Origin of the sequence: Chryseobacterium formosense, from assembly GCF_900116415.1 — a bacterium.
Taxonomy (GTDB): Bacteria; Bacteroidota; Bacteroidia; order Flavobacteriales; family Weeksellaceae; genus Chryseobacterium; species Chryseobacterium formosense.
Genome location: NZ_FPAP01000002.1, coordinates 973,268 through 991,432 on the forward strand (window position 1 = coordinate 973,268; position 18,165 = coordinate 991,432).

18 protein-coding genes are annotated in these 18,165 nt (G+C 34.6%); 14 read left to right on the top strand and 4 right to left on the bottom strand.

Annotated features, from left to right (window positions below):
• Positions 1 to 26: 26 nt before the first annotated feature.
• The 4 genes from hemL (at position 27) to BM371_RS10815 (ending at position 4,430) form a co-directional block, all read left to right on the top strand.
• Positions 27 to 1,310: a glutamate-1-semialdehyde 2,1-aminomutase gene (gene hemL / locus BM371_RS10800; protein ID WP_034674157.1), complete on the top strand. Its 1,284-nt coding sequence runs from the start codon at positions 27 to 29 to the stop codon at positions 1,308 to 1,310.
• Between the two features lie 288 nt (positions 1,311 to 1,598).
• Complete coding sequence (locus BM371_RS10805; RefSeq protein ID WP_394334189.1) at positions 1,599 to 2,843, top strand: amidohydrolase; 1,245 nt, start codon at positions 1,599 to 1,601, stop codon at positions 2,841 to 2,843.
• 16 nt (positions 2,844 to 2,859) lie between these two features.
• Positions 2,860 to 3,513, top strand: a complete 654-nt coding sequence (locus tag BM371_RS10810) for an ankyrin repeat domain-containing protein (RefSeq protein WP_034674161.1) — start codon at positions 2,860 to 2,862, stop codon at positions 3,511 to 3,513.
• A 71-nt stretch (positions 3,514 to 3,584) separates the two neighbouring features.
• Entirely contained in the window at positions 3,585 to 4,430 is an 846-nt protein-coding gene (locus BM371_RS10815; protein ID WP_034674163.1) for a helix-turn-helix domain-containing protein, read from the top strand.
• A 63-nt stretch (positions 4,431 to 4,493) separates the two neighbouring features.
• Here BM371_RS10815 and BM371_RS10820 read toward each other — a convergent pair whose 3' ends face one another.
• The 4 genes from BM371_RS10820 to BM371_RS10835 all read right to left on the bottom strand — a co-directional run bounded on the left by BM371_RS10820 (position 4,494) and on the right by BM371_RS10835 (position 10,780).
• Positions 4,494 to 5,666, bottom strand: coding sequence for a hypothetical protein (locus tag BM371_RS10820; protein ID WP_034677101.1), 1,173 nt, complete (start codon positions 5,664 to 5,666; stop codon positions 4,494 to 4,496).
• Positions 5,667 to 5,880: 214 nt separating this feature from the next.
• Entirely contained in the window at positions 5,881 to 6,918 is a 1,038-nt protein-coding gene (locus BM371_RS10825; protein ID WP_034674165.1) for a hypothetical protein, read from the bottom strand.
• Positions 6,919 to 7,005: 87 nt separating this feature from the next.
• Entirely contained in the window at positions 7,006 to 8,187 is a 1,182-nt protein-coding gene (locus tag BM371_RS10830) for a hypothetical protein (RefSeq protein WP_034674167.1), read from the bottom strand.
• Positions 8,188 to 8,218: 31 nt separating this feature from the next.
• Positions 8,219 to 10,780, bottom strand: a complete 2,562-nt coding sequence (locus tag BM371_RS10835; protein WP_051882622.1) for a TonB-dependent receptor domain-containing protein — start codon at positions 10,778 to 10,780, stop codon at positions 8,219 to 8,221.
• A 187-nt stretch (positions 10,781 to 10,967) separates the two neighbouring features.
• Between BM371_RS10835 and BM371_RS10840 the strand changes: the two genes are divergently transcribed.
• From BM371_RS10840 to BM371_RS10885, 10 genes are all read left to right on the top strand, one after another.
• Complete coding sequence (locus BM371_RS10840; protein WP_034674169.1) at positions 10,968 to 11,645, top strand: response regulator transcription factor; 678 nt, start codon at positions 10,968 to 10,970, stop codon at positions 11,643 to 11,645.
• A gap of 46 nt (positions 11,646 to 11,691) precedes the next feature.
• The gene (locus BM371_RS10845; protein ID WP_034674171.1) at positions 11,692 to 12,723 is read left to right on the top strand and encodes a sensor histidine kinase; all 1,032 of its coding nucleotides are present in this window, start codon (positions 11,692 to 11,694) and stop codon (positions 12,721 to 12,723) included.
• Between the two features lie 132 nt (positions 12,724 to 12,855).
• Entirely contained in the window at positions 12,856 to 13,449 is a 594-nt protein-coding gene (locus BM371_RS10850) for an IS1096 element passenger TnpR family protein (protein ID WP_034674174.1), read from the top strand.
• Positions 13,450 to 13,683: 234 nt separating this feature from the next.
• A complete protein-coding gene (locus BM371_RS10855; RefSeq protein WP_034677104.1) occupies positions 13,684 to 14,964 on the top strand; it encodes an alpha-amylase family glycosyl hydrolase in 1,281 nt (426 codons plus the stop codon).
• A gap of 80 nt (positions 14,965 to 15,044) precedes the next feature.
• Positions 15,045 to 15,485, top strand: coding sequence for a hypothetical protein (locus tag BM371_RS10860; protein ID WP_034674176.1), 441 nt, complete (start codon positions 15,045 to 15,047; stop codon positions 15,483 to 15,485).
• A gap of 128 nt (positions 15,486 to 15,613) precedes the next feature.
• Positions 15,614 to 16,363, top strand: a complete 750-nt coding sequence (locus tag BM371_RS10865; RefSeq protein WP_034674178.1) for an SDR family NAD(P)-dependent oxidoreductase — start codon at positions 15,614 to 15,616, stop codon at positions 16,361 to 16,363.
• A gap of 136 nt (positions 16,364 to 16,499) precedes the next feature.
• Positions 16,500 to 17,294 carry a thymidylate synthase gene (locus BM371_RS10870; protein ID WP_034674180.1) on the top strand — a complete coding sequence of 265 codons (795 nt, stop codon included), beginning with the start codon at positions 16,500 to 16,502 and terminating at the stop codon, positions 17,292 to 17,294.
• Between the two features lie 43 nt (positions 17,295 to 17,337).
• On the top strand, positions 17,338 to 17,577 hold the full coding sequence (locus tag BM371_RS10875; protein ID WP_034674181.1) for a hypothetical protein: 240 nt from the start codon (positions 17,338 to 17,340) through the stop codon (positions 17,575 to 17,577).
• Positions 17,574 to 17,882 carry a hypothetical protein gene (locus BM371_RS10880; protein WP_034674183.1) on the top strand — a complete coding sequence of 103 codons (309 nt, stop codon included), beginning with the start codon at positions 17,574 to 17,576 and terminating at the stop codon, positions 17,880 to 17,882. Before BM371_RS10875 ends, BM371_RS10880 begins: the two co-directional genes overlap by 4 nt.
• Before the next feature lie 60 nt (positions 17,883 to 17,942).
• A complete protein-coding gene (locus tag BM371_RS10885; RefSeq protein ID WP_034674184.1) occupies positions 17,943 to 18,161 on the top strand; it encodes a hypothetical protein in 219 nt (72 codons plus the stop codon).
• Positions 18,162 to 18,165: the final 4 nt, after the last annotated feature.

Consider the following 18,165-nt stretch of genomic DNA (forward strand, 5'->3'; position numbering starts at 1 on the left):
ACAACTGACAACTGTCAACTAAAAAAATGAAATACCAAAGAAGTTCGGCTTTATTTGAAGAAGCTTACAAATACATTCCCGGTGGTGTAAACTCTCCGGTTCGTGCCTTTAAATCAGTGGGGGGAGTTCCCGTTTTTATGAAATCGGCGAAAGGTGCTTATCTTACCGATGCGGATGATAATACGTATATAGATTACATCAACTCTTGGGGACCTGCCATTTTAGGGCATACGCATCCTGAAGTTTTGGAAGAATTAAAAATTCAGGCGGAAAAAGGTTTTTCTTTCGGTGCACCCACTGAATTAGAAACTGAAATTGCAAAGTTTATTACAGAAAATGTTCCTAATATCGACCAAATCAGAATGGTTTCTTCGGGAACGGAAGCCTGTATGAGTGCGATCAGACTGGCAAGAGGTTTTACCGGGAGAGACAAGTTTATAAAATTTGAAGGTTGTTATCATGGTCACTCAGATTCGTTTTTGATTAAAGCAGGAAGTGGTGCAGCAACTTTTGGGAACCCGAATTCTCCGGGAGTAACTCAAGGGACGGCTAAAGATACTTTGTTGGCAAGGTATAATGATTTTGAACAAGTTCAGGATTTGTTCAGGCATAATCACGGTGAAATTGCTGCGGTAATTATCGAGCCTGTTGCAGGAAATATGGGTTGCGTTTTGCCAGAAAATGATTTCTTACAAAACCTGAGAAGAATCTGTGACGAAAACGGGGCTTTATTGATTTTTGATGAAGTGATGACTGGTTTCAGACTGGCTTTTGGGGGTGCGCAGGAATTATTTAATGTGAAAGCTGATTTGGTAACGTACGGAAAAGTTATCGGAGGCGGACTTCCGGTTGGAGCTTTTGCAGGTAGAAACGAAATTATGGATCATCTTGCACCAAAAGGTGGTGTTTATCAAGCAGGTACACTGAGCGGAAATCCGTTGGCGATGAGAGCAGGTTTAAAAACTTTGCAAATCATTAAAAATGATCCTGAATTTTTCAACAGATTAGAAAAAACAACAGCAACTTTAGATTTTGAAATCGGAAAAATTTTAAATGAAAAAGGAATTGAGCACAGAATCAACAGAAAAGGTTCGATGATGTCGGTATTCTTTCATATCAATGCGGTTTCTAATTTTGATGAGGCGCAAAATGCCAATCATGCACTGTTCAATAACTTCTTTCACCAGATGTTAACCAACGGAATTTATCTTCCGCCAAGTGGGTATGAAACCTATTTCATCAGTGATGCGATTAAAGACAGAGAAATCGATATGACTCTGGAAGCGGTAAGAAAATTTGAATATTTTTAGATATAAAAATAAATATTTTAAAAGGATGAGGTTAAGCTTCATCCTTTTTGTTTTATTTAAACATAAACTTTACAAATTTCGAGACTAATAATAACAAATATCTTTTGTAATCTGTTAATAAATAATTCATACAAGCAATGTAATAAAATATACAATTATAAAAATTTACCAGTTCATAATTTTGTACCATAGAAATGTGTAATGGAAAGATCTGGTAATATTTCACGAAAAGATTTTCTTAAAAATTCTGCTTTAGCAATGGCAGGAATAGGTTTGTCACCTGTAATGATGAATGCAGAAACAGTTTCTAAAAATAAAGCTTTGCCACATAACGGAAAATTAATTTTAAAAAACGTCCGTCTTGAAACTGGTTTTGAATATGAAGAAGGTGAAGTAATTGCTACTAAAACAGATTTGTTTTTAGTTGAAACCGAAAACGAAAAAATCACAAAAATCAGCAAGAATGATCCTAAAGCAAAAGCGGCGGATGCAAAAGGATTTTTAATGCTTCCTGCATTCAGAGATATGCATATTCATCTGGATAAAACTTTTTTTGGAGATAAATGGCAGGCTGTAAGAAAAAGAAAAGGCGGCGTGAAAGGAATGATTGAACTTGAAGAACAGATCATGCCCGAAATTCTCAAAAATTCTACTTATAAAGCAGAAAAAATGATTGAGTTGCTACAGTCAAAAGGAACTGCTTTTGCAAGAAGCCATGTGAATATCGAGCCAACTTCCAAATTAGATTCCCTGAAAAACCTTCAGAAAGCTTTAGACAACAAAAAGAAAAGTTTTGGTGCTGAGATTGTGGCTTTTCCGCAGCATGGCGTTTTCTACAAAAATTCTGTTCCTTATCTGAAAGAAGCTGCAAAGATGAATATAGATTTCATCGGTGGAGTCGATCCTTACACAATCGACGGAGCAATTGAAAAGACGATGGATTTTACCGTTCAATTGGCTCTGGATCATCAAAAAGGAATTGATATCCACTTACATGAAACCGGAGAATTGGGTTTGAAAACGGTGGAATATTTAATTGATAAAGTAAATGAAAATCCTGCACTGAAAGGAAAAACTTTCTTAAGTCACTGTTTTGTTTTAGGAAAATTAGAAAAGATAAAACAGGAAGAAATTGCCGAAAAATTAGGAAACACACAAATTGGTGTAATCTCTACAATACCAATCGGGAACCTCATCATGCCTCTGCCACTTTTAAAAAATCACAATGTAATCGTTTATACTGGAAATGACAGTATTGTCGATCATTGGAATACATACGGAACAGGAAGTGTTTTGGAAAAAGCAAATCTTTATGCTCAGCTTTATGGGCAGTCGACTGAATTTTTACTTTCAAGAAGTCTGAAACTTGCAACGGCTGATCTTCTTCCTTTAGATGATAAAGGAGTTCAACAGTGGCCAAAGAATGGTGACGATGCAGATTTTGTATTGGTAAATGCAAGTTGTTCTGCAGAAGCGGTATCAAGAATTTCAAACGTGGAATCTCTCATATATAAAGGAAATATTGTTTATTAATTAAAATAACAAACTGATGAAAGCTTTAATTTTCTTATTATTTCTTGTAATTGAAATGTGCTTTTCTCAGTCTGTAAAGAAAGAAATGGTCATAGATAAAAGTATAATTGAACTTGTAAAAAGTAATGATGCAGAGGGCGTAAGAGCAGCTTTGGAAAGTGGGATTGATGTGAACACAAAAGATTCGAGGGGACGTTCTTTGCTATTACTTGCTGCGGTAGGAAAAAAGATCAAAATTTCAAAACTGCTTGTAGAATATGGTGCAGATGTCAATTTGCAAGATCAGCAGTTAGATAGTCCATTTTTGTATGCAGGAGCAAACGGACAAACAGAATTGGTGAAATTATTTCTTCAGAATGGTGCAAGATTCGATATTTTCAACCGGTACAACGGAACTGCTTTAATTCCTGCCTGTGAAAGAGGTCATGTAGAAACGGTGAAATTTTTGGCTTACACAAAAGATTTTCCGATCAATCATGTGAACAGGTTGGGTTGGACTGCTTTAATGGAAGCCGTGATTCTCGGTGATGGTAGTCTTAAATATCAGCAGATTGTTCAGTTTTTAAAAAACGGAGGGGCAAAAGATATTGCAGATAAAGACGGTGTTACTGCTTTGGAACATGCGTACAGATTGGGATTCAGTCAGATTGCTAAAATATTGGAATCGTAATCCTTAAAAATAATAATGTTAAAAATGATTTCTTTATTAAATTTTTTTAATTTTAAAAGCAAATCATTTGGATGCATCATCAGTCTGATCACTTTCCGGTTTTGGGAATTGAGGATTTCCGAAAAGACCCGTCGTTGGACAGTAATTTACTGTTCAATGAGCTGTATGGTGAGCGTTCAATTGATCATCCGCACAAGCATGATTTTTTTGTAATTAATATTTTTGATCGGGGAAAAGGCAGCCACACGATCGATTTTGTAGATTATGAAATCAAAAATAAACAAGTTCATCTGGTTTTTCCTGATCAGGTACATCAATGGAAAATTGAACCCGGAACTGTAGGGTATCAGTTGATGATCAGCCGAAATTGGTTCGAAACGTTAGTTCCCAATTTGAGATTTTCCCAGTCTTTATACCAGAATCATCCGGTGATTGATCTTTCTGATGATGCATTTACATCGATCATTTATGAATTTAAGGCAATCAAAAAATTACTGGATGAAGAAAATATTTTTTGGGAGATGATCAGGAAGAGAAATGAGGTAATTGGGTTGCTACTAAGCAAGGCCGTTGAGCTTACATTTAACAATGATGATCAGAATCATTACAATCCTATTTTTTCAAAATTCTTACCTCTTATTGACGAGTATTTCAAAGAAGAGCGATTGGTTTCATTTTATGCTGAAAAGCTTAATATTTCGCCAAATTATTTGAATGTCATCTGCAAAAAAAGTATCAATTCTTCGGCTTCATCATTGATTCAGGATCGAATTTTGCTTGAAGCCAAACGTCTTCTCAAAGTGAGTGAAATGTCTGTGAAAGACATTGTTTTTGATCTGGGATTTTATGATCAGGCAAGTTTTTCAAAATTTTTCAAATCACAGACGGGGATGACGCCTTCTCAGTTTAAAGGATGATATGTAATAAAAAAATCCTCAGAAAAAATTTCCAAGGAATCAATTATTAATTTGAATCTAATATTATTGTAATCCGGACCATCCGATTGCCCACGTTGGGGTATTTTCTCCGTTTCCGGCTCCATTTGCATCGGTTTTATCGGTATAAGTATTTGCTACAATAGTTACTGCTGTTCCTGCGCTTGAAGTTGCCGATGCTTTTGTTGTAACATTTGCATTAAACAGAATGTCCTTTATTTTGCTCTGACCATTGAAATAAGTCACTGTCGCATCACTTTCAAGATTAAAGCCTGTTTTCCAGCTAGAGATGACAAAGTTCTCGACAGTTGCCTGAGCTCCTGAAGATAATCTTACAGCATTGGTTTCACCGGTATCGTTACCTCCTATTATTGTTGCATTTTTAATGGTTGGGTTTGATCGGGGAGAAGCATCGGGATTTGTAGCGTTGTTGATGCCTTTGATTCCGTTGTTTCCTGTGCCGTCGGTTCTTCTTTTAGTGAAAATATTAGAGGCAGTACCTACCCATCCGTCTTTAAAGCTGAAAGCATTATTTGTATTGCCGATAGAAACAATATTAGCAACAGCTACTGTTCCGCCATAAATTTCGATTCCGTCATCGGCTGTATTAAATAAAGCTACATTTTCAACTCTTGTTCCGCTTCCTACTCCAAACAGAGAAAGCCCGTTGAATTTTTTATCGGTTCCGAAAGGAGCACCTGCATTTTCGATTTTTACATAATTCAGAATACCAGAATTATCGACCGCATCTGTTCCTCCATAAGGTGAATTTCCTATTTCTGAAGTTCCGGAAGCACCTGTATTGATGGGTGCTTTACCACAAATAATCAATCCGCCCCAGTTTCCTGGCGCTGCCGTTGCTGACATCAACATTACCGGAGATCCTGCTGTTCCGTTGGCAAATATTTGTCCGCCCTGTTCTACGAGAATATAAGAATCTGCTCCTGCTGTAGCAACAATCCTTATACCTGCCGGAATCACAAGTTTTCCACCGTTTTTTACTTTTACCGAACCGTTCATCACATATACCTTTGTAGGATCAAGAGTTACGACTTCGCCATTGGTAACCTCACCTTTGAAATTGTTCGGATCCTGAGCAATCCCTGTCGGAATGATAGAATTGATGGTTTCTTCGTCTGTACTGCAAGACTGAATACCCAACGATACAGAACCTATAATAAAAGCAGCTATGATTAATTTGAAATAATTTTTCTTCATAATATTTTGAATTTCTTCCTGTAAAAATTCTTCGCAGAAATCTCTTTTGTTTGAAAAGACCAAATTACCATTTTCTCTTTACTCTGCCAACGGAAAATACAAATGAATATTTGAAATTTAATATAAATAATTTTGAGCTTAATAAAAAAACAAACACGCCCGGAAAGAATCTTCCCGAGCGTGTTTTTTAATTTGATATGAAGAAACTAATTACCTATTTTATCAACACTTGACGTGATTTCTCATTAGATCTTAAAATATATTTCCCTGAACCTAATTGAGATTTAACTTTTACAAAATCTGTGTCTTCTGATGTTGTTTTTAATTTTTTAAGCAAATTACCGTTCATATCATAAACATCAACATCAACTTGATCTGTGATATTTGCCATTTTACCATGATAACCTGCTGCTAATAATTTTATGTTATCATTTTCATTTGTTTCCGGAATTAAATTATCTTTATCTAAATGAAAGGCAATTCCTATAAAACTATTTGAACCAAAATCTGCAATAGTTGTTTCAGTTTCTACTATTGCACTGTTTTGAGTTTGTCCAATATTTAAATATTGAGTCTTTACAGCTTTAGGAGAAACACTCGGATAAGTTCCTTGTAAGGCATCATATTGAGATAAATCGAATCTCAAATTATTTATAGCGGCATTACCTGTTTTAGTTACTGTAACTAAAAATTTATAACTGGCGTTTTTTTGCAACTGTGGTCCTCCGTTGCTGCTTGTATTAGAATCAAAAATTTTAATTCCGCTTGAGCTACTGTAAACTTGAAAAGTTGTGATTGTTAAGTTTGGAGTTGTAGTTGGAGCAGTATATCCTAATGTTTTTGTTAATTCCGGAATTAATATGCTACCATCATCATTATAGACAGGCCAAGTTTTAATAACCAAAATATATTTCACCGCATTTTTCACTTTGGAATAATCATCCCATATTAAGTTCCAAGTATCAATAGTAGTTGATGTGGGATAGTAAATTGGATCATAATTGGAATCATCGAAAACAGAATTAGTGAAAATTCGAGTATTGTTTGATACTACATTATAGTACATTGCTAAATTATAGCCTCTGTACTTGCCTTGTACGTCATAATTATAATGTATATATTGATCAGAGCCTACATAAGAAACTTTGAAATTAGAAAAATCAGCTTGTGTATTAAAATCTTGAGAAAATACAAGTTGGCTGATGAAAATAAAAATAAACGTTATTTTATTGAATAATAAATTTAGTTTCATGATATTAAGTTTTAATGATTTGGTTGATTTTAAAAAGACCGTTCAAATTTTATAAATCTGAACGGTCTTGTATAGTTGTTAGTATTATTATAATCCGGCCCAACCTGTAGCCCAAGTTGGAGTGTTAACACCATTTCCTGCACCTGTAGCAGAAGCATTTTCAGTATAAGTGTTTGCTAAAATAGTAACAGTCGGTCCTGATAAAGGTCCTGAACCATCTGGATCGTTACCTTTTCCTGAAGCTTTTGTTGTTATAGCATCAAATTTTACGTTAGTAATTTTATTCTGGCCATTAAACCATGTTAAAGAAGCATCGTTCTCAACATTGATCCCTGTAGTCCAGTTTGATAAAACTAAATTATCAAATGTACCACGAGTTCCTACTCTTAATTTTAAAGCATCTGCTTCACCAGTTGTTCCTCCGATGAAAGTAGCGTTTTTAATCGTTGGGTTTGAGATTGGGTTTGCATTGTGATCGTTTGAATTGTTATCTGCTTCAATACCTCTGTTCCCAACACCGTTTGCTCTTCTTTTTGTGTAGATATTTGTAGCAGTTCCGCTCCAACCTTCTGTCCAGTCAAAAGCATCATCTTCGTTAGATACAGATACGATATTTGATACATTTACAGTTCCTCCAAAAAACTCAATACCATCATCAGATCCGTTAATTAAAGAAACATTATCGATAGTAGTTCCGTTACCTACTCCAAAAAGAGATAGACCGTTGAATTCTTTATCTGCTGTAAAAATAGCTCCGGCATATTCAATTCTCACAAATTTGATAATTCCTGAGTTATCAGAAGCATTAGTACCACCATAAGTTGCATTACCAACTTCTGCTGTAGCTGTAGTTCCTTTATTGATAGGAGCTTTACCGCAGATTACTAAACCACCCCAGCTTCCTGGTGTAGCAGCTGGTGAAGTGAATACGATTGGAGATGAAGCAGTACCGTTAGCAAAAATTTTAGCATCCTGCTCAATTGTAATATATGCAGAAGTACCTCCTGTAGCTTCAATTCTGGTTCCTGCAGGAATTACTAAAGTACCTCCGGCTTTTACCATTACTGAACCTGTAAGCTTGTATACTTTTGTAGGATCTAATGTTACTGTCTCACCAGATTTTACTTCTCCTTTAAAGTTGTTTGGATCTGAAGCAATTCCTGTTGAGATGATTTCTTCATCATCATTGTCACTACAAGAGTGAAATACTACAGCTGTTGTCGACATGATAAAGGCAGCAGCTAATAATTTTAAAGTATTCTTTTTCATTTTACAATATTTTAATTTATTTATAGATTTTTTAGAATTCGTAAGAAACACTGGCTCCTACACCTGTTCCTCTTTTATATTTTTTTGAAATAAGTTCATTTCCGGTAAGCGGATTATCCTGAATTCTTGTGAAATAAGGATTGAGAAGGTTTCTTCCTGTAAACGAGAACCCGATACCATTCCCTAATTTAAATTTCAGAGTTGCATCTAAAGTGCTGAATGCCTTATCAACCATATTACCTCTGTTCTGGAAACCTAAAGCATAGATATTATCCGAAATGTATGAGTAAGAAACTACGAAATCCATAGTGTTTTTATTACCCCATTTTTGCTCTAACCCAACATTGGCGTTAGCAAGGAATTCTGATGCTCCCTGTAATTTGTCTTTATCTTTGATAAAAGATGCTGAGAATCCTGAACCTTGGTTTTCTTTTGCTACCTTTTCTGTGTCTAGATCCTGCTCAGTATTAAGATATGTTCCATTCATGAAGGTATATATCCTTGTATTTCCGGTTGTGTAAATATCTTTTCTGAATTCAGCTTCAAGACCAAAAACTCTTCCGGTATCTCCAACATTCATAAAAGAAACTGAGTTTGAAGAAGAGTTGATGGTAACTCTTGCTAAAGGATTTTGAATATATTTACCGAACGCAGTCAATGAGATCAATTCATTCTTTTTAGGAAACCATTCCCATTTCAGGTCTACATTATAATTATCCGCAGGGTAATTTGATACGTTACCAATTGTACTTTCATCTACATCTACATATTCGAAAGGTGCTGTTTCAAGCAATAAAGGTGTTGTATAGGTTTTAGATCCTGCTAATCTTAAATTATGCTTATCGTTCAAACTATACTTAAGGTTGAATGCTGGCAAGATTTTATTATAATCTCTGTTTTCTTTTCCTTGTAAGATAGCAGTGTTATAAGTAAGCTTTTGCATAAGATTTTCATATCTTACACCGAGCTGAGCTGTGAACTTTTCACTGAATTTATAATCTACATTTACATATCCGGCATTATTAGTCATTTCTGAGGTGAAAGTCTGTGGAACAAGAGCTGTTTCTGGTGAATATTTTATATCTCCTCGGAAAGTTACAATATCGAAATATGCACCTGTCTGATAATTTCCAAGGTTAAAGAAAGTATCATAATTATTAGGATCTACAAAATAAGTTCCCTGTGCAGGTAAAATTCTGAAGTTATATTGAGTCGCTTTGAAATCACTATCCTTATATCTTCCGCTATATCCCAAAGTAATTTTAGCATCACCGATTTTATAATCTGCATGGATGTCACCTACGAAATCATTTTCTAAAAGTTGATCGTAATATCTGTTGTTTGCACCCGGATTACTGCTTGCAAAGAAGCTGTAGTTTTGTTGCTTGTCAAAAATAGTTACGTTATCTTGTCTGTCTGGTCTTTTGCTGTCTAATCTGTTAAATCCTATATTCCAAGAAATTTTTAATGGTTCAGAAAGAGTATGTTCACCTCTCAGCTGATTAGAAATTAGATCATTAATACGGTAAGTCGCTCTTCTCTGTTGAGTAATGAATCTCTCCTGAGAAGGGTCATTGTCATAATAATCTCTGTTGTATCCTGAATAATTACCAAGTTTCTGTTCAGAAGTGTGGATGTAGTTTGATGATAAATTAATATTATGATTAGAATTAATCTTATAGTTTACATTTACTACACCGGTTGTATTAGTTGTGTATCTGTATTCTTCCGCATTATCATATATTCTTAAAGGATTATCTTGTCCGTCATACGATCCACCTGTAGTTCCTTTAAAATAATCGTAGCTGTTATCAAAACCTCCGTATCCGAAAATACTTAGTTTGCCTTGTTCACCAATCTTAAAGTTTGTTCCGAAATCAAAACTTAAAGAAGAGTTAAAAGGATTGTTTGTTTCCTGGTTCTTCCATGAAGTTTTAAAAACATATCCCTGATTTACAATTGAATTCTTAGATGGCTGATTTATTTTAGTAAACCCAAAATAGCTCGGCCCGTCCTGTAAGAAAAAGTTATTCTTCTGAACTGCATTAAAATTAACAGATGATCCCAAATTTACTTTGAAATATGGCTTTCCTGTATAAACTTTAGTTACAATGTCAACGTTTGCACCAGACATATCTCCCCAAAGTTTAGGGTTGTATACTTTTTCCAGACCGATAAAATCGATCATATCAGTTTTAATAATACTCAGATCAATGTTTTTGTATAAAGGATCGTTGGATGGAACCTGAAGCCCGTTGATGGTTGTAGAGTTGTTACGGTCACCAAGTCCACGGATGAAGATTTGTCCGCTTCCTTCCTGCTTTTGTGAACCGGTTGCTTTGGTTACGGCAACAGAAACGTCACCTACACCTTGTTTTTCCAACTGTACAGATCCCACTCTTTCAATTACTTCAACAGATTTTTTCTGTATACTGATAATATTAGACTCGCTGCCTTTTTTTGTTGTCCCCTGAATAATAACACCCTCAATTTTCTTTTCGTTTTTTACGGTGTCGTTCTTTTCTTGAGCGTACATTAAAGTTCCTGATGTGGTAAGGAATAATGCAGCGATACTCAGTTTTCTAAAATTCATTTTCTTTTTACTAATTACTTTCGGTGCAAAGGAAGAAAAGTTTGATGGTGTAAATGGTTTAGAGAATTTTAAATTTTTCTTAACTAAATATTACGAAAACAATATTATTGTTAACTTTATGTGAACGATAACCCTTGTGTTCATCCATCATTCAAAAATTGTTAACTTTGAACCGTAAAAATTGAAAATGAATCAAAAGAAAATTCTTCTTATAGACGATGAACTCGATATTTTAGAGATTCTGTCTTACAATCTGGAAAAAGAAGGTTACGACATTTACACCGCCACAAATGGTAATGAAGGGATCGATAAAGCCAAAGAAATTATTCCTGATCTGATCTTATTAGATGTCATGATGCCCGAAAAAGACGGTATTGAAACTTGCCAGGAACTTCGCAAGATAAAAGAACTTCAAAAATCACTTATTGTTTTTCTATCGGCAAGAAGCGAGGAGTTTTCTCAGTTGGCGGGTTTTCAGGCAGGTGCAAACGATTATATTGTAAAGCTTATCAAACCGAAAATTCTTATTTCTAAAGTTAATGCATTGCTTCAGCTGACTTCTCAGGTTTCTGATAATGCTAAATTGATTGAAATTGGAGATCTCGTTATTGATAAAGATAATTTCAGGGTTTCAAAAAACGGACAACAGTTTTTATTGCCTAAAAAAGAATTCGATCTGCTTTACCTTTTAGCTTCAAACACCGAAAAAGTTTTCAAAAGAGAAGAGATTCTTGAGAAAGTTTGGGGTAATGATGTCATTGTTGGTGAAAGAACAATCGATGTGCACATCCGAAGACTGAGAGAGAAATTAGGAATCAATACCATTCAGACCTTAAAAGGGATAGGATATAAACTGATCGTTTAATTCAGAAAATTCCTACCTTTACATTCAACCCCAAAATTTTGTAAAATTGAAATTTTACAGACTCACCTTCGTCTCATCATGTTTGCTTACTCTGGTAATGCTCATTTTGGTAATCGTTTTCGATTCGCTAAAAGATATATATTACAATACTTCCCAATTCAAAATTGGCTTTTTTCTTTGTGTTTTTTTAATGTTTATTATTAATTATGTGGTTCTCGAACTGCTTTTTAATTATTACGCCAAAAAGCAGGTCAGAAAGATCTCAAAAATCCTTCCCGAAGAAATTGTTTATAGTGATCAGAACAATATAACGCTGAAAGAGCTTGGCGAAAGATTTTCAGATTTCAATCAGCAGCAGGTAACAGAAATGGATATGATGAAGGAAATGGAGAGCTACCGTAAAGAATACATCGGAAATGTTTCTCACGAGCTTAAAACTCCGCTTTTTTCTATTCAGGGCTATGTAGAAACTCTGGTTGACGGCGGAGTAGACAATATGATGATTCGCGATAAATATTTAGAACGAATCGGCTTTTCTGTAGAAAGGTTGATCGCCATTGTCAACGATCTCGATATGATCAATAGACTGGAAGCCGGAGAAATCAACCTTAATGTTTCCAAATTTGATGTCAATATTCTTATAAAAGAAGTTTTCGATCTTCTTGATCTTGAAGCAGAGAAAAACAATACCGCTTTACAGCTGCAGACTTTGCACAGCCAGATTTTTGTGGATGCCGATAAGCAAAAAATTTCTCAGGTTTTTATTAATCTGATTTCAAATGCCATTCATTATGCCAACAGACAGGAAGCAAGGGTAGTGGTAAAAACAAGTGTTCTCAGAAACAAAGTCCTTATTGAAGTCATTGATAACGGAATGGGAATTAAAGCCGAACTTTTACCAAGAATTTTCGAACGTTTTTACAGAGTGGAAACCAGCAGAAGCAGAAGACAGGGCGGTTCCGGTTTAGGTTTAGCTATTGTAAAGCATATTCTGGAAGCACATAACGAAAATATTACTGCAGAAAGCGTCTATCTTGAAGGCACAAAATTCAGTTTTATGCTCGATAAAAGTAAATGATTTTGGTGAAATGTAAGAAAAAAAAAGTTTCTAAAAAATTATTAAATATTTTTTGTAAAATCTCATTTATTATATATTTGCAACAAGAATTTATCATAATAAATATAGGCAAAAAGTAATTGAAATACTGATATGGTTTATAAGATCCGTGTAATATTAGATACAAAAGAAGACATTTTCCGAGATGTGGAGATCAAAGGAAAACAAACACTCTGGAACTTACATTTGGGAATTAAAAGTGCGTTCAACCTTAGCGGAGATGAGCTTTCTACTTTTAATCTTCTTGAAGAGGATGGTACTGTTGTAAAAAGTGTGCCGTTAGAAGATATGAGTGATGATGGAGACGGAGAGATTATGTCTGATGTGTACATCGATGAAGCCTTCGAATCTGCAGGAGACAAAGCACAGTTCCAATATGGTCTTCTGGATCTTTGGGAATTTTTCTGCGAATTGGTAGAAGTTGTTGAAGAGACGAAAGGCGTAAATTATCCGATCACGACTTACAGATTTGGAAACGCACCTTTAAAAGCACCAACTAAAAACGGTTCTTCGGGTTCCAAAAACAAAAAATCGGCAATGCCATTGATGGATGATGATTTTAGTTTTGATGATGATTTCGGAGGAAGCAACAACTTTGCAGATGAAGATGATGATTTTGATGATGAAGAGGAAGAAGACTATAACGATGACGTTTTCGATGATGAAGACGATGACAACGAAAGATAAAATTTAAAATACAACCCTGAATTCAAGTTCAGGGTTTTTTGTTTTAATAAAATTTAAAACTCAAATTCCTATTTTTGTAAAAATATTCCTCTCGCAGATTTCACGGATTAGACTGATTTTTATATCACAATCTGCTAAATCTGAACAAGCAGTGAGAACTTATATTTGATTTAAATTATAAAACTTAAAAAAGATTTACCAAACAGAACATGTTTCTTAGATTATAAAATGAAAATGAATATGGATTTACCTCAGGAATGGAAACACACCACCAATATATACGAAGTCAATGTAAGACAATACACCAAAGAAGGTACTTTTAAAGCATTTGAAAAAGAAATGCCCCGCCTCAAAAATATGGGTGTAAAAACGTTGTGGTTTATGCCCATTACACCGATTGCCCAACTCAATAAGAAAGGAAATCTCGGAAGTCCTTATGCTGCATCAGATTATACTTCGGTGAATCCTGAATTCGGAACTTTGGACGATTTCAAGCATTTGGTGAATGAAGCGCATCGTTTAGGTTTTAAAGTGATTATCGACTGGGTTGCCAATCATACGGGTTGGGATCATATCTGGACGAAAACCAATCCCGAATTTTATCTGAAAGAAAACAATACTTTTAAAATGGCTTCTGGTATGGATGATATCATTGAGCTGGATTATCAGAATGAAGAAATGCGCCTAAAGATGATCGAAGCGATGAAATTCTGGATTAAAGAAACAAATATCGACGGTTTCAGATGTGATCTTGCATCGTGGGTAACGGTAGATTTCTGGGAAGAAGCAAGACCCGAACTTGAAAAAATAAAACCTCTGTTTTTTATAGGCGAATTTGATGAGCTCGAAAATCCGGAATATGGTAAGATTTTCGATGCAAGTTACTCATGGAAATGGATGCATAAATCGGCCGATTTTTATAAAAATAATGAACCGATCAGTGAACTTGTAGATTTGCTCAGAAAATATTCTCAGATAGGAGATTCTTCAATGAGAGCATGGTTTACAACCAATCACGACGAAAATTCATGGAACGGAACCGAGTTTGAAAAATATGGCGACATTACAAAGCCTATGGCTGTGTTTTCTGCAACCTGGAACGGAATTCCTTTGCTGTATTCAGGTCAGGAACTTCCCAATTTAAAAAGGTTGGAATTTTTCGAAAAAGACTCTATCGACTGGACGTGTGATTGTAAAATGGCCGATTTTTATAAAACTTTATTAAATCTAAAATCGTTAAATCCTGCTTTAAGAGGAGGCGATCCGAACGTTGTAACTTATCTTTTAAATACATCTGCAAATGATAAAATTTTTGCTTTTATAAGAAAAAACAAATGGAATGAAGTTTTGGTAGTATTAAATTTTTCAAAAGAAGACGTTGAATTTTCTATTGAAGATGAAAATGTAAGCGGAATTTTCAATAATGTTTTTGATGGTGGCAAAAGAGATTTTAGCAATGGGAAAAGTTTTACTTTTAAGGTTTCCGACTATGCTGTTTTTGAAAATAAAATTTAATTTTAAATATTAGTAATAGGAGCGGGCTTTAGCCCGCTTTCTAATTAAAATAAAATAAAAGGCTTTAGCCACAACCTAATATGAACAAATTTTCACTCATCAATATTATCAAAGAAAAGCTTTCAGAAAAAATCAAAAATTTCGAGAAGCTTATTGCTGAGACCCGTGCTTCAAATAATGATACAAAAAGCTCAATGGGTGATAAATACGAAACAGGAAGAGAGATGCTTCAGCAGGAGATCAATAATCTTCAAGGACAGCTAAATGAAGTGCTGAAACAGCAGGATTTCTTGAAAAATATTATAGTGAAACCCTCCGATAAAGTAGAAAAGGGAGCAATTGTGAAAACCGAAAAAGGACTATTTTATATTTCTGTCTCATTAGGCGAAATCATTTTTGAAAATCAAAAAATAATCTGCATCTCTCCCGAATCTCCTTTGGCAAAAGCAATGCATGGGAAAATTATAAACGAAAGTTTTTCTTTAAACAATATCAGTCAAAAGATTATTTCGATCGAATGATTTAAACGGGAATTAGTTTCAAAAATATTATTGCTTCAAAAAGAAACATTTATGAAATAATTAACTGTTATTAAAACCGATTTGCATCTTTTTTGCAGTTTAAAAATCATAATTAATATACATTTATTATGAAAATTTTAGACAATAAAGTAGCATTGGTTACAGGTGCAGGTTCAGGAATAGGACTTGCCATTGCAAAATTATACGCTAAAGAAGGCGCAAAAGTTATCGTTTCAGACATCAACGAAGAACACGGAAAATCAGCTGTTGAAGAAATCAAATCGCAAGGCGGTGAAGCAACTTTCGTAAAAGCAGATACTTCAAATCCCGAACAGGTTGAAGCACTTATTACCAAAACTGTTGAAACTTACGGAAGATTAGACATTGCCTGCAACAATGCAGGAATCGGAGGAGAAGCCAATCCAACCGGAGACTATACTTTGGATGGCTGGAAAAAGGTAATCGACATCAATTTGGATGGCGTTTTCTATGGCTGTAAATATGAACTGACACAAATGGAAAAAAATGGCGGCGGTGTTATTGTCAACATTGCATCCATCCACGGAACGGTTGCAGCGCCACTTTCTTCAGCTTACACTTCTACAAAACATGCGGTTGTTGGACTAACAAAAAATATTGGTGCAGAGTACGGACAGAAAAATATCCGTTGTAACGCGGTAGGTCCTGGTTATATTGATACTCCGCTGCTTAATCAGCTTGATGAAGAACACAAAAAAGCTTTAATTGCAAAACATCCGATGGGAAGACTCGGGAAATCGGAAGAAGTTGCAGAACTAGTTTTATTTCTAAGCTCAGACAAATCTTCTTTTATGACCGGAGGTTACTATCTTGTTGATGGAGGTTATACTGCTGTTTAAGTATTATATAGAATTAAATTAAAAAAAAGCATTCATGATTTCATGGATGCTTTTTTTCTATCACTAATATTTCTGTTTTTAACTGATTTTTAATTTTAAAATTCTTTATTTTGTATTCACAATTATTCGCCTCAAAATGCAAAACTACCTCGATTTACTTCAGCATATTTTAGATAACGGAACCGATAAGACAGACAGAACAGGAACAGGAACACGCAGTGTTTTTGGCTACCAGTTACGATATGATTTGTCTAAAGGTTTCCCTTTGGTTACGACTAAAAAAGTTCATTTGAAATCTATTATTTATGAATTGCTTTGGTTCATCAAAGGAGATACGAACATCAAATATCTTACGGATAACGGTGTTTCAATCTGGAACGAGTGGGCAGATGAAAACGGAGATTTAGGTCCGGTTTATGGTGCACAATGGAGAAGTTGGAGTGGTGCAGACGGAAAAGTGGTTGACCAGTTTTCTGAAGTCATCGAGCAGATCAAAAAAAATCCGGATTCTCGTAGATTGATCGTTTCTGCATGGAATGCTGCGGAAATTCCAAACATGGCTTTAGCACCTTGTCATGCTTTGTTTCAGTTTTATGTTGCAGACGGAAAATTATCGCTTCAGCTATACCAAAGAAGTGCAGATGTTTTTCTGGGGGTTCCTTTCAATATTGCAAGCTATGCGCTTTTATTGATGATGGTTGCACAGGTTACCGGTCTGGAAGTGGGCGATTATGTTCATACTTTTGGAGATGTTCATATTTACAACAATCATTTTGAGCAGGTACAGAGACAGCTTTCAAGAGAACCAAGAGCTTTACCTACAATGAAAATAAATCCTGAAATCAAAAATATTTTCGATTTTGATTTTGAAGATTTTACGTTGGAAAATTATGATCCGCATCCGGGAATTAAAGCACCTGTAGCGATTTGATTTTTAAAATTTAATCATTAACTTTGGTTAAAATGCTGTAAGTATGGAAATTAGAATTAATATTAACGAATATGCAGATGTTTCTTACATTAAAAAACTTCTTTCAAAAGTAAAAGGAGTTGTAAGCGTAGAAACTGATGAAGACGTAACTTATTCTTGGAGTAAAATTGAGAACTCTGATGAGTTTAAACAATTAATTGAACAAAGCAGAAATGAGATTAAAAATGGGGAACACGAAGAATTTTCGCAAGAATTAATTGATTCGATTTTTAGTAAAAAATGAAAATAGTTTTTTCAAAAAATGCGATTAAAAGTCTTCAGGAAATAATTGATTTTTTGAACCATCGCTGGAATGATAAAGAATTATATTTGTTTAAAGAAGATCTTGAGAAATTTAAACAATCATTAAGTGATAAAATAATTTCGTATCCTAAAATTGATTCTGATAGTAAATTACGATTTGCATTATTGGGAAAGAAACAGGTGAAAGTATATTTTGATATTCAAATTGATTCTGTTGAAATTCTTTTATTTCTACCATCAAAAGGCAACCCTGACAATTTAATAAGACTACTTAATAAAGACTAAGTGAAGCGCAAAACTTCACTTTTTTTGTAACTTTCAGTCCTGAATTCCTACCTATCTACTATGAAATCACTTAAAATCAATATCGAAGAAAATACGGATGTCGAAAAACTGAAAGAACTTTTGCTTCAGGTGAAAGGTGTTAATGATATTGAAGTTATCGACGATGAAAATCCGGAAAGTGAACTGAAGAAAGCTTTTGCGAAAACAAAAGAACAGCTCAAGAAAGGTGACTACGAAACATTAGTCAATGATATATTTGACATTCTGATCAAAAAATAATCTT